Genomic DNA, 11,788 nt, shown 5'->3' on the forward strand with positions numbered 1-11,788 from the left:
GTACGGCCGTTCAGCGCGCCCGCGCGAACACCACCCACACCTGCCCCTCGGCGAACTCCAGCGGTCCGCCGTCCGCCCCGGTGAACGTCGTACCGCCGCTCGCCGCGGGCCGTGACCAGGTGGCGGCATAGGAGCGTCCGTCGCGCAGCACCTCCGCCTTCCCGCTGCCGACGGTCTGCGTGTAGGGGGTGGGGTTGCCGAGGACGTCGTGGTACGCGGAGTCGCGGACGGTGACGTACTGGACGACGACGGTCGGCGGGGCCGGGCGCGGCCCGTCCGTGGTGGTCGTGGGTGTGCCGTCCATGGCGATCAGCCAGCCGTGCCGGACGGCGGACCAGGTGAAGGTGAACCGGGCCTGCGGGTAGCGCACCGTGCGCGAGGCCGCCGGGGTGCCGCCGGTCGGGGTCGGGCCGTAGCGGAAACCCGTGGTCAGCGCGCCCCTGCCCGGCGCGGAGGACACCAGGCGCGCCGGGCGCAGGAAGAGGTTGTGCGGCGCCGCCCGGCCGCCGCCCCGGTAGTAGGCGGCCGGGACCCGGTCGGCGGACTCCGGCCGCAGCGGCGCCCGGTCGATCAGCGGCAGCAGTCTGCGCTGGGCCCCGGAGAAGGCCAGATACGGCCGGTGGAACTGGCCGAGCAGCTCCAGATCGGACTCCCGGGCGCTGCGCACCGGCCCGACGACCGGCGGGAACCGGCTCGCGTACACCGCCATCAGCCGGCTCAGGCCGCCCTCGACCTGCTCCGCGTACACCACGTCGGCCGCGTCCAGCCCGGTCTGCGGGCGCGCCCCCGGCACATTGTCGATCTTCACGGCGAGCGGGGAACCGGCCGCGGCGGTGGCGGTCGGGGGCGGCGTCGGGACCGGGCCGCGGCCGTGCCCACCGCACCCCGACACGAGGGCGCAGACCAGGGCGAACACCGCTGCCGCGCCCCTGACCGCACCGTGTCTGCCACCCATGCCCGCCCCCGTTCGCCGACCGGACCCGTGCGCACACCGGTCATACCCGGACGCGCCCCGCCACGCACCCGCACCGCGCCCACCAGGAGGTTCGGTGCGGTGACCCACGGGTACCCGGGGGCCACCGCAAAACGGATACATCGGTGTGTACCGATGCGACCCAAGGGAGCGCGACCTCATGAAGGCAGTCACCTGGCAGGGCAAGCGGGACGTGCGGGTGGAGGACGTGCCCGATCCGAGGATCGAGGAACCCACGGACGCCGTCATCCGCGTGACCTCCAGCGGGCTGTGCGGCTCGGACCTGCATCTGTACGAAGTGCTCACCCCGTTCATGACCCCGGGGGACATCCTCGGCCACGAGCCCATGGGCATCGTGGAGGAGGTGGGCTCGGAGGTGACGAACCTGCGGCCCGGCGACCGTGTCGTGGTGCCGTTCCAGATCGCCTGCGGGCACTGCTTCATGTGCGACACCGGGCTGCCCACCCAGTGCGAGACCACCCAGGTCACCGGCGAGGGCATGGGCGCAGCCCTGTTCGGCTACACCCGCCTGTACGGCGCGGTGCCCGGCGCCCAGGCCGAGTATCTGCGGGTGCCGCAGGCGCAGTTCGGCCCGATGAAGGTGCCCGAGGGCCCGCCGGACGACCGCTTCGTCTACCTCTCCGACGTGCTGCCCACCGCCTGGCAGGCCGTCGAGTACGCGTCCGTCCCGCCCGGCGGCAGCGTCGCGGTCCTCGGCCTCGGCCCGATCGGCGACATGAGCTGCCGGATCGCCCTGGCGCGCGGCGCGGAACAGGTCTTCGGCATCGACCTGGTGCCCGAACGGCTCGCGCGGGCGAACCGGCGGGGCGTGAAGACGTACGACCTCAGGGCCTTCGACGACGAGAAGACGCTGATCCACGCCATCCAGGAGGCGACGGGCGGCCGGGGTCCGGACGCGGTGATCGACGCCGTCGGCACCGAGGCGCACGGCAGCGCCGCCGCGAAGCTCGCCCAGCAGGCCACCGCCCTGCTGCCGCGCAAGATCTCCGCGCCCTTCGCCGAACGCTTCAGCGTCGACCGGCTCGGCGCCCTCTACATGGCCATCGACCTGGTACGGCGCGGCGGCACCATCTCGCTCAGCGGCGTCTACGGCGGCATGGCCGACCCGATGCCGCTGCTCACCCTGTTCGACAAGCAGATCCAGCTGCGCATGGGGCAGGCCAACGTGCGCCGCTGGAGCGACCAGATCATGCCGTACCTCACCGACGAGGACCCGCTCGGCGTCGAGGACTTCGCCACGCACCGGGTGCCGCTGTCCGAGGCGCCCCACGCCTACGAGATGTTCCAGCGCAAGCAGGACGGCGCGGTCAAGATCCTCATGAAGCCGTAGCTCAGCCCTTCTCGCCGAGGATCTCCCCGAGGTCGTACCGCACCGGCTCCGCCAACTGGGCGTAGGTGCAGCCTTCGGGGGTGCGGTCGGGTCGCCAGCGGCGGAAACGGGCGGTGTGCCGGAAACGCTGCCCGTTCTCCATGTGGTCGTAGGCGACCTCGGCCACCCGCTCCGGGCGCAACGGCACCCAGGACAGGTCCTTCTTCCCGGACCAGCGGCTCGGCGCCCCCGGCAGCCGGGCGGTCTCGTGGGCGGCCTCCTCGGACCAGGCCGCCCACGGATGCCCGGCGACGTCGTCCATCCGCAGCGGCGCCAGCTCCTCGACCAGTTCGGCGCGCCGCTTCATGGGGAAGGCGGCCGACACGCCCACATGCTGGAGCCGGCCCCCGTCGTCGTACAGGCCCAGCAGCAGCGAGCCCACCACCGGGCCGCTCTTGTGCAGGCGGTACCCGGCCACCACGACGTCCGCGGTCCGCTCGTGCTTGATCTTGAACATGGCCCGTTCGTCCTGCCGGTAGCGCAGGTCGAGCGGCTTGGCCACGATCCCGTCGAGACCGGCCCCCTCGAACTGCTCGAACCACTGCTCGGCCACCGCCAGGTCCGTGGTCGCGGGCGCCAGGTGCACCGGCGCGGCGACTTCGGCGAGGGCCCCCTCCAGCAGGGCCCGGCGGTCGGTGAGCGGCACGTCGAGCAGGGCCCGGTCGTCCAGCGCCAGCAGATCGAAGGCGACGAACGAGGCCGGGGTCTTCTCGGCGAGCATCCGCACCCGGGAGGCGGCCGGGTGGATCCGCTCGGTCAGCGCGTCGAAGTCCAGCCGCCCCCCACGGGCGATCACGATCTCCCCGTCGAGCACGCACCGGGGCGGCACCCGCTCCCGCAACGCCTCGACCAGTTCGGGGAAGTACCTGGTCAGCGTCTTGCCGGTGCGGCTGCCCAGCTCGACCTCGGCACCGTCGCGGAACACGATGGAGCGGAACCCGTCCCACTTGGCCTCGTAGTGCATGCCCGGCGGGATCCTCGCCACCGGCTTGGCGAGCATCGGCTTCACGGGCGGCATGACGGGCAGCTCCATGGCTTCGATTCTGCTCGCGCACGCCCGCGCGCGCCCGGTGTGCGAGCCGCGCGGGCGGCGCCTACGGTGGCCGCATGGCTGATGCGGTGGAACTGGAGGTGGCCGGGCGGACCGTACGGCTGTCCAGCCCGGACAAGGTGTTCTTCCCGGAGCGGGGATTCACCAAGCTGGACCTCGCGCGGTACTACATCGCGGTCGGCCCCGGCATCCTGCGCGCGCTGCGCGAGCGCCCCACCACCCTGGAGCGCTACCCGGACGGCATCGAGGGCGAGTGGTTCTTCCAGAAACGCGCCCCCAAGAGCATGCCCGACTGGATCCCGACCGCGCACATCACCTTCCCGAGCGGCCGCAGCGCCGACGAGATGTGCCCCACCGAACAGGCCGCGGTGGTGTGGGCCGCCCAGTACGGCACCCTCACCTTCCATCCCTGGCCGGTGCGGGCCGGCGACGTCGACCACCCCGACGAACTGCGCATCGACCTCGACCCGCAGCCGGGCACCGACTTCGCCGACGCCGTCCGCGCCGCCCATGAACTGCGCGCCGTACTCGACGAGTTCGGCGGGCTGCGCGGCTGGCCCAAGACCTCCGGCGGCCGGGGCCTGCACGTCTTCGTGCCCATCGAACCGCGCTGGACCTTCACCCAGGTACGGCGTGCCGCGATCGCCGTCGGCCGGGAGATGGAACGGCGGATGCCCGAGCAGGTCACCATCAAGTGGTGGAAGGAGGAGCGCGGCAAGCGCATCTTCCTCGACTACAACCAGACCGCACGCGACCGCACCATCGCCTCCGCCTACTCGGTACGGCCCCGCCCGCGGGCCACGGTCTCCGCACCGCTGCGCTGGGACGAGATCGACTCCGTGCAACCCGCCGACTTCGACCTCGCCACCATGCCGGCCCGGTTCGAGGAACTCGGCGACGTGCACGCCGGCATGGAGGAACAGGCCCATTCGCTGGAGGCGTTGCTGGAGCTGGCCCGCCGCGACGAGCACGACCACGGTCTCGGCGACCTGCCGTATCCGCCGGAGTACCCGAAGATGCCCGGCGAACCCAAACGCGTCCAGCCGAGCCGGGCCCGCCGGGAGCCGTCCTGACGGTCCCGGACCGGTGCGGCCCCATCGACTCCCGGTGAGGCGGGCCTCGTTATCCTGGTCGGCAGCCGGCCGATGAGGAGTCCCCCTGTGCCCGAGGCAGTGTCGCGTCCCACGCTGGAGGCCGTGGCCGCGCGGGCCGGGGTGTCCAGGGCCACCGTGTCGCGGGTGGTCAACGGCGGGTCCGGCGTCCGGGAACCGCTGGCCGAGCGGGTCCGGCGGGCCGTCGAGGAGCTGGGCTACGTCCCCAACCAGGCGGCGCGCAGTCTCGTCACCAAGCGGCACGACGCCGTCGCGGTCGTCATCGCCGAACCCGAGACCCGCGTCTTCACCGACCCCTTCTTCGCCCTCCAGCTGCGCGGCATCAGCAAGGAACTGACGGCCCACGACAACCAGTTGGTGCTGCTGCTCACCGAGGGCCGCGACGACCACACGAGGGTGGCCCGGTATCTCGCCGGTGGCCATGTCGACGGGGCGCTGGTCTTCTCCCTGCACCTGGACGACCCGCTGCCCCGGCTGATCCACGACGCCGGGGTGCCGACCGTGTTCGGCGGCCGGCCGGGCTGGCGGGACGGCACCGGCCCGGCGGTGTACGTGGACTGCGACAACCGGGGCGGCGCCCGGACCGCCGTACGCCATCTCGCCGCCCTGGGCCGCACCCGGATCGCGCACCTCACCGGCGCCCTGGACCAGACCTCGGCGGTGGACCGGCTCGACGGCTACCGGGACGTCATGGCCGAGACGCCGGGCGGGGCCGATCCCGCGCTGGTCGTGGAGAGCGACTTCACCCCGGCCGGCGGGGAACGGGCCATGCGGGAACTCCTTGCCCGCCGCCCCGACGTGGACGCCGTGTTCGCCGCGAACGACCTCTCCGCGCTGGGCGCCCTGCGCGTCCTGCGGGAGCGGGGCCTGCGGGTACCGCAGGACGTGGCCGTGGTCGGCTTCGACGACATGCTGCCGCTCGCCGAGCAGTCCCACCCGCCCCTGACCACCGTCCGTCAGGACATCGAACGGATGGGCCGCCTGATGGCCCGGCTGCTGCTGGACGGCGCCGCCACCCGGACCGCCGCCGCGGGTGCCGCCGCCCGAGCCGGCGGCCGGCCGGACGCCCCGCCGTCCGGCGTGATCCTGCCGACCACACTGATACGGCGCGCGTCCGCCTGACCGGCGTTCACTCCCGCGCCCCCGCGCTCTTGATCACCGCGAACCGCGCCCCGTACGGGTCGGCGAGCGTCGCCATGCGGCCCACCCGTTCGATCGTGGCCGGCGGCACCACGAGCGTGCCGCCGAGCCGCCGCGCCTCGGCCACGACGGCGTCCGCGTCCTCGACCTCGAAGTACGGCAGCCAGTAGGGCTCGTCCTCCGGGTGGGCCAGCGGCACCATCCCGCCGAACATCGCGTCCTCCCCGGCGCCGCCCGGGTTGACGCAGGTGTAGGTGCCGCCCGGGAACGGCACGCCGGAGGTCTCCAGGCCAAGGACGCGGTGGTAGAAGGCGGCCGCCGCCGCGATGTCCGGGGTGTGCAGCTCCGCCCAGCGCAGCGCGCCCGGCGCGTTCACCACGTCCACTCCGCTGGTCCTGCCGGGCTGCCAGATCCCGAACGTCGCGCCCGCCTGGTCGGCGAGGACCGCCATGTGCCCCTGGCCCATCACGTCGACCGGCCCGAACAGCACCCTGCCATGCGCTTGTTGGGCCGCCTTCGCGGTGGCCCGCGCGTCCTCGCTGCGGAAGTACAGCGTCCAGGACGGCGGGCCCTGCCCGGGCTCGGTCTGCATGCCGCCGGCGACGGTCCGCCCGTCCAGCTGGAAGAAGCCGTAACCGCCGGCGTCCGGTCCCGCCGACCGGAACCGCCAGCCGAACAGGCCGCCGTAGAAGGAGCGGGCGCCGTCGATGTCGGGCGCGCCGATGTCGAGCCAGTTCGGGGCGCCGTCGACGAAATCGGTGGTGAGCATGGAGCCCTCCTCGAAGGGGTGCCGTCCGCTGCACTGCCGAGTCTGGCACCGCCCACCGGCAGCCGCCGCCGGAGCACCGCCACCCGCCGCACGGGGCCGCCTCACCTGGGGTGACCGGGCCCGTCCCCGGAGTTTTCGATGTTTCCGCGCGCCGCCGTGCGCCCGCCCGCGACCGGGGAGCATCATCGGGTCGGCCAAAGGCCCCGGCGACCGCGTTGAGCGCGCGTTGATCGAACGTTTTTCGCCGCGGGGCACGATCCTGGCTATGCACTTCGACACGATGACCCCGGCCGACGAGACCTGGCAGGCGCAGGCCCTGTGCGCGCAGACCGGCCCGGACTTCTTCTTTCCCGAGCCGGGCAGCTCGGTGCGCGAGGCGAAGCGCATCTGCGGGATGTGCGACCTGCGCTCGGCCTGCCTGGACTACGCGCTGACCAACGACGAACGCTTCGGCGTCTGGGGCGGCCTGTCCGAGAAGGAGCGCCTGGCCCTGCGCCGCACCTCGGGCTGACCGCCCCCGCAGCTGACTGCCCTCACCCCCGGCGGCCCGCCCCACCGACCAGGGCCCGTGCCGTCAGCGCCGTACGCGCCGCGCGGTCAGCGCCCCGCGTCCCGCGCGGCCATCCGTGCCTTGCGCGCCGCCAGCTTCTCGTCGAAGCGGCCGGCCTCCGCGTCCAGGCCGCCCATGAACAGAGCCAGTTCCTCCTGAGCCCGGCGCCCCTCCGGCCCGAGGCCGTCGAGCTGCAGCACCTTCAGGTAGCGCAGCACCGGCTGGAGTACGTCGTCGTGGTGGATGCGCAGGTTGTAGACCTCGCCGATCGCCATCTGCGCGGCGGCCCGCTCGAAGCCGGGGATGCCGTGTCCGGGCATCCGGAAGCCGACGACCACGTCCCGCACCGCCTGCATGGTCGGGTCGGGCGCGAGCTCGAACGCCGCCTGGAGCAGATTGCGGTAGAACACCATGTGCAGGTTCTCGTCGGTCGCGATCCGGGCGAGCATGCGGTCGCACACCGGGTCACCGGACTGGTGGCCGGTGTTGCGGTGCGAGATCCGGGTGGCCAGCTCCTGGAAGGCGACATAGGCGATCGAGTGCAGCATCGAGTGCCGGTTGTCGGACTCGAAGCCCTCGCTCATGTGCGCCATGCGGAAGCGCTCCAGCTGATCCGGGTCCACCGCGCGGGAGGCGAGCAGGTAGTCCCGCATCACGATGCCGTGCCGGCCCTCCTCGGCCGTCCACCGGTGCACCCAGGTACCCCAGGCGCCGTCGCGGCCGAAGAGGCTGGCGATCTCGTGGTGGTAGCTGGGCAGGTTGTCCTCGGTCAGCAGGTTGACCACCAGGGCGGTACGGCCGATGTCCGTCACCTTGGACTGGTCCTTCGCCCACTCCTGGCCGTCCTCGAAGAACGCCGGGAAGTTGCGCCCGTCGCCCCAGGGCACGTACTCGTGCGGCATCCAGTCCTTCGCGACCTGCAGATGCCGGTTCAACTCTCTTTCCACCACTTCCTCCAGTGCGTACAGCAGCCGGGTGTCGGTCCAGACGGACGGGCTGTCGAGGCGGGAAGAGGCAATGGTCACGGGAACTCCAGGGGGACGACGGACAAAGGGGAGTACAAGAAGGGGGTACCGGCGAGCGGTGCCGGAAAACCTACGTGATCGTAAGCTACGAGACCGTAGGTTACGAAACCGTAGGTTAAGTCGCCGTAAAGGCGCCCGGATCAGCGGCGACGACACACCGGCAGGGGATGCGGAACGGCCCCGGGACGCGTCGTTCCCGGGGCCGTCGGCGGGAAGGTGTCACCGGGTCAGGCGTACAGCTCCCGCAGGCGCACGGAGAGGCAGGTCACCGAGCCCTCCAGCTTCTCGAACTCGCCGATGTCCACCGTGACCACCTCGTGGCCGAGGTCGGTCAGCAGCTCGGCGGTCCGCGGGGCGCTCGCCGCCATCAGCAGCTTGTGCCCGCCGAGCAGCACCACCTGCGCGCCGGACTCCTCGGGCACGGAGAGGAACCCGGGGAAGAGCGAGGGCCGGTCCACCCTCGGGATGTGTCCGAGCACGGTGCCGTCCGGCAGCGCGGTCACGGCCGACTTCAGATGCAGCACCTTGCTCACCGGCACGGCCACCACCCGGGCGCCCAACGGCTCGAACACGGCCCGCAGCTGCTGCACCCCGGCCGCGTCGGTGCGCCCACTGCGGCCCACGTAGAGCGTGTCGCCGACCTTCAGGACGTCGCCGCCGTCCAGGGTGGCCGGCTCCCATATCCAGTTCACCGAGCAGCCGAGGCCGGCCACCGCCTCCTCCACCCCGGCGGTCTCCGGGCGCCGGGCGGCGGCGCCCGGCCGGGTGATCAGCGCGACGTTGCGGAAGACGACGACGGTGTCCTCCACGAACACCGAGTCCGGGCAGTCGTCGGCCGGTTCGACCTCGATGGTCTCCCAGCCGTGCGCCCGCAGCGTCTCGACGTACGCCTCCCACTGCTCGACCGCCCGCCCGACGTCGACCGGCTCCCGCTCGACGTGCGTGACCAGTCCGTCGGCCAGACGCGGGCCGGGACGGCGAACGAGGGCCTTCTTGCTGGGCACGACGGGCCTTTCCGATCGGGGACACAGTGCCTGCGCCGGGTTGGCCCGACGCCGATCCGTCATCATGCAGCCCGCCGGGCCCAGCACAAAACCGCCGCCGCGGTGGCGTCCCCTGGGCCCGTGGCCCGCGGGCCCGAAGACCACCGGGCCGCCGATCCGGCCGCCGCCGGGGACGCCGGTCCGGGCGGCGGGCCGCCTCGTACGCCGGTGACGCCCGGCAGCCGACCCTCGGCGCCGGGGGAGGGAACGGGCCGCCTCCGCACCGGGGACCGGACCTCTCGCGGCCCGGTGTCCCGGCGGCGCCCCGGCACCCCCCCGCCGTCCGCCCGGACTTGGCCCGGCGCCCTCTCGCTCCGCTGCCGTCGCGGCCCTCCCGCCGAGCGGCCGGGCCGGGGCTATCCGACCTCTTCCGGCTCCACCTCCCTCAGCCGTCCGTCCTCCATCAGCAGCCACCGGGTGACGCCGATCGACTCCAGGAACGGCAGATCGTGGCCCGCCACCAGCAGCGCGCCCTCGTACGACTCCAGGGCGGAGGTCAGCTGCCGGACGCTCGCCAGGTCGAGGTTGTTGGTCGGCTCGTCCAGCAGGAGCAGCTGGGGTGCCGGTTCGGCGAGCATCAGCGCGGCCAGCGCGGCCCGGAAGCGCTCGCCGCCGGACAGCGTGCCCGCCCGCTGGTCGGCGCGCGCGCCCCGGAACAGGAACCGGGCCAGCCGCGCGCGGATCCGGTTGTTGGTGGCGTCCGGCGCGAACCGGGCCACGTTCTGGACGACCGTCAGCTCGTCGTCCAGCACGTCCAGCCGCTGGGGCAGGAACCGCAGCGGGACGTGCGCCGTCGCCGTGCCCGCCACCGGCGCCAGCTCCCCGGCGACCGTCCGCAGCAGCGTGGTCTTCCCGGCGCCGTTGCGGCCGACCAGCGCGATCCGCTCCGGGCCGCGCAGATCGAGGACCCCCTCGACCCGTGCCCCGTACACCGTCTCCAGGCCCTCCAGGGTGAGCACCTGACGGCCGGGCGGTACGGCGGTGTACGGCAGCTCGACGCGGATCTCGTCGTCGTCCCGCACCGCGTCCGCCGCCTCGTCCAGGCGCTCGCGGGCCTCGGCGAGCCGTTCCTCGTGCATGATGCGGTGCTTGCCCGCCGACTCCTGCGCCGCGCGCTTACGGGCGCCCATCACGATCTTCGGCTCGCGCTTGGCATCCCACATCTTCTGCCCGTACCGCTTGCGCCGGGCCAACTTGACCTGTGCCGCCGCCAGTTCGCGTTTCTGTCTGCGCACGTCGGCCTCGGCGACCCGCATCATCCGTTCGGCCGCCTCCTGTTCGACGGCCAGCGCCTGCTCGTACGCCGAGAAGTTGCCGCCGTACCAGGCGACCTCTCCGGCGCGCAGCTGCGCGATCTGGTCGACCAGGTCGAGGAGTTCGCGGTCGTGGCTGACCACGACCAGCACCCCGGGCCAGGCGGCGACCGCCTGGTGGAGGCGGCGGCGCGCGTACAGGTCGAGGTTGTTGGTGGGCTCGTCCAGGAGCAGCACGTCCGGGCGGCGCAGCAGCAGCGCGGCCAGCCGCAGCAGCACCGACTCGCCGCCGGACACCTCGCCGACGGTGCGGTCCAACCCGATGTGTGCGAGGCCGAGTTCGCCGAGGGTGGCCAGGGCGCGCTCCTCCACGTCCCAGTCGTCGCCGACGGTCTCGAAGTGCTCCTCGGAGGCGTCGCCCGCCTCGATGGCGTGCAGCGCGGCCCGGCGCCCGGCGATGCCGAGGGCCTGGTCGACGCGGAGGGCGGTGTCCAGGGTGACGTTCTGCGGCAGGTAGCCGATCTCGCCCTGGACCCTGACGGTGCCGTCGGCCGGGACCAGTTCACCGGCCAGCAGTTTCAACAGGGTCGACTTGCCGGTTCCGTTGGCGCCGACGAGCCCGGTCCTGCCGGGGCCGAAGGCGAGGTCGAGTCCGTCGAACACGGTGGTGCCGTCGGGCCAGGCGAAGGAGAGGGACGTGCAGGTGAGGGAAGCTGACATGGATGCCTCGCGGGGTGGTCGCGGTTTCGGTGGGCGCGTGTCGGGACACCGCGAGGCGGAACCGAGGGACCATCCGGAGGCCGTGCAGAAGAAAAGGCCCTGTGCCGGAGGACGGCTCGAACGCCGAGGTCGTACGCCACGCGCACCTCACCGGTGCGACGCGGTGTCTCCGAACCTCAGACGAGCAACGTCCTTCTCCGATCGACGGCAACAGAACCGAGGTAAACGGTAGGAGCGGGCCGGACGGCAGTCAACGCGATTTACGGGTGACACGGCCGACCGCACCCCACGGCGGGCCGCTCCCGCTACTGGGCGTCCCGCATCAGGTCCGCCAGCGCGCCGTCCAGGTCGAGCTGGAGGTGTTCGAGGCCGGCCGGCACCAGTTCGCCGGCGGCCTCCAGGAACCGGCGTATCTCGGCCGCGCGGACATGGATGACCGCGGTGCCCTCCGGGGCGTGGAACTCCAGGACGACGCGGTCGTAGCCGTACGGCCGCACCCGTACGTCCCCGTGCCCCTGGGGGCTCTCCAGCCCGGCGGCGAGCAGCTCGCGGGCGAAGGTCCAGCACACTTCGACCCCCTCCAGGGTGGCCGGGGCCGGGAAGGTCATCCGCACGGCGAACGGGTCGCCGCGGTCGTAGCGCAGCGTGGCGGGAATGTTCGGCATGCGCGGTGCGGCGGCGACGAGACGGGCCTCTACGAGCTGCTCGATGACGGTGGACAACGCCTTGCTCCCTCGTGACGGCTGGACTGCGTCCTGGTGT

Annotated in this window: 11 protein-coding genes; 4 read left to right on the top strand and 7 right to left on the bottom strand. The window is 73.0% G+C overall.

Going from position 1 to position 11,788, the window contains the following annotated elements; all coding sequences use genetic code 11:
* Positions 1-10 precede the first annotated feature (10 nt).
* The gene (locus ACSP97_RS29805) at positions 11-955 is read right to left on the bottom strand and encodes a DUF3048 domain-containing protein (protein ID WP_364729876.1); all 945 of its coding nucleotides are present in this window, start codon (positions 953-955) and stop codon (positions 11-13) included.
* Between the two features lie 178 nt (positions 956-1,133).
* On the opposite strand from ACSP97_RS29805, the gene ACSP97_RS29810 reads away from it, so the two are divergent.
* Entirely contained in the window at positions 1,134-2,324 is a 1,191-nt protein-coding gene (locus tag ACSP97_RS29810) for a zinc-dependent alcohol dehydrogenase (RefSeq protein ID WP_355152018.1), read from the top strand.
* Position 2,325: 1 nt separating this feature from the next.
* On the opposite strand, the gene ACSP97_RS29815 is transcribed toward ACSP97_RS29810, so the two are convergent.
* Positions 2,326-3,396, bottom strand: a complete 1,071-nt coding sequence (locus ACSP97_RS29815; RefSeq protein ID WP_355152017.1) for an ATP-dependent DNA ligase — start codon at positions 3,394-3,396, stop codon at positions 2,326-2,328.
* Positions 3,397-3,470: 74 nt separating this feature from the next.
* On the opposite strand from ACSP97_RS29815, the gene ligD reads away from it, so the two are divergent.
* Together ligD and ACSP97_RS29825 are read left to right on the top strand one after the other, a co-directional pair.
* Entirely contained in the window at positions 3,471-4,487 is a 1,017-nt protein-coding gene (ligD, locus tag ACSP97_RS29820) for a non-homologous end-joining DNA ligase (RefSeq protein WP_355152016.1), read from the top strand.
* An 87-nt stretch (positions 4,488-4,574) separates the two neighbouring features.
* Positions 4,575-5,648, top strand: a complete 1,074-nt coding sequence (locus ACSP97_RS29825; protein ID WP_355152015.1) for a LacI family DNA-binding transcriptional regulator — start codon at positions 4,575-4,577, stop codon at positions 5,646-5,648.
* Between the two features lie 7 nt (positions 5,649-5,655).
* On the opposite strand, the gene ACSP97_RS29830 is transcribed toward ACSP97_RS29825, so the two are convergent.
* The gene (locus ACSP97_RS29830) at positions 5,656-6,435 is read right to left on the bottom strand and encodes a VOC family protein (RefSeq protein WP_355532313.1); all 780 of its coding nucleotides are present in this window, start codon (positions 6,433-6,435) and stop codon (positions 5,656-5,658) included.
* 265 nt (positions 6,436-6,700) lie between these two features.
* Between ACSP97_RS29830 and ACSP97_RS29835 the strand changes: the two genes are divergently transcribed.
* Positions 6,701-6,946, top strand: coding sequence for a WhiB family transcriptional regulator (locus ACSP97_RS29835; protein WP_355152013.1), 246 nt, complete (start codon positions 6,701-6,703; stop codon positions 6,944-6,946).
* A gap of 86 nt (positions 6,947-7,032) precedes the next feature.
* Here the strand turns inward: ACSP97_RS29835 and ACSP97_RS29840 are convergent, their stop codons facing one another.
* From ACSP97_RS29840 to ACSP97_RS29855, 4 genes are all read right to left on the bottom strand, one after another.
* Entirely contained in the window at positions 7,033-8,010 is a 978-nt protein-coding gene (locus ACSP97_RS29840) for an acyl-ACP desaturase (protein ID WP_355152012.1), read from the bottom strand.
* Between the two features lie 227 nt (positions 8,011-8,237).
* The gene (ddaH, locus tag ACSP97_RS29845) at positions 8,238-9,014 is read right to left on the bottom strand and encodes a dimethylargininase (protein WP_355152011.1); all 777 of its coding nucleotides are present in this window, start codon (positions 9,012-9,014) and stop codon (positions 8,238-8,240) included.
* Between the two features lie 395 nt (positions 9,015-9,409).
* On the bottom strand, positions 9,410-11,026 hold the full coding sequence (locus tag ACSP97_RS29850) for an ABC-F family ATP-binding cassette domain-containing protein (protein WP_440555124.1): 1,617 nt from the start codon (positions 11,024-11,026) through the stop codon (positions 9,410-9,412).
* Between the two features lie 305 nt (positions 11,027-11,331).
* Positions 11,332-11,748, bottom strand: coding sequence for an SsgA family sporulation/cell division regulator (locus ACSP97_RS29855; RefSeq protein WP_355152009.1), 417 nt, complete (start codon positions 11,746-11,748; stop codon positions 11,332-11,334).
* Positions 11,749-11,788 lie beyond the last annotated feature (40 nt).

It is taken from the genome of Streptomyces sp. SCPE 10 (assembly GCF_051980735.1).
Taxonomy (GTDB): domain Bacteria; phylum Actinomycetota; class Actinomycetes; order Streptomycetales; family Streptomycetaceae; genus Streptomyces; species Streptomyces misionensis.

Bases quoted from the DNA above. Each gene is read 5' to 3' on its own strand.
- ligD (WP_355152016.1), top strand. From the start codon at position 3,471: ATGGCTGATGCGGTGGAACTGGAGGTGGCCGGGCGGACCGTACGGCTG.
- ACSP97_RS29805 (WP_364729876.1), bottom strand. From the start codon at position 955: ATGGGTGGCAGACACGGTGCGGTCAGGGGCGCGGCAGCGGTGTTCGCC.
- ACSP97_RS29835 (WP_355152013.1), top strand. From the start codon at position 6,701: ATGCACTTCGACACGATGACCCCGGCCGACGAGACCTGGCAGGCGCAG.
- ACSP97_RS29815 (WP_355152017.1), bottom strand. From the start codon at position 3,396: ATGGAGCTGCCCGTCATGCCGCCCGTGAAGCCGATGCTCGCCAAGCCG.
- ACSP97_RS29810 (WP_355152018.1), top strand. From the start codon at position 1,134: ATGAAGGCAGTCACCTGGCAGGGCAAGCGGGACGTGCGGGTGGAGGAC.
- ACSP97_RS29830 (WP_355532313.1), bottom strand. From the start codon at position 6,435: ATGCTCACCACCGATTTCGTCGACGGCGCCCCGAACTGGCTCGACATC.
- ACSP97_RS29850 (WP_440555124.1), bottom strand. From the start codon at position 11,026: ATGTCAGCTTCCCTCACCTGCACGTCCCTCTCCTTCGCCTGGCCCGAC.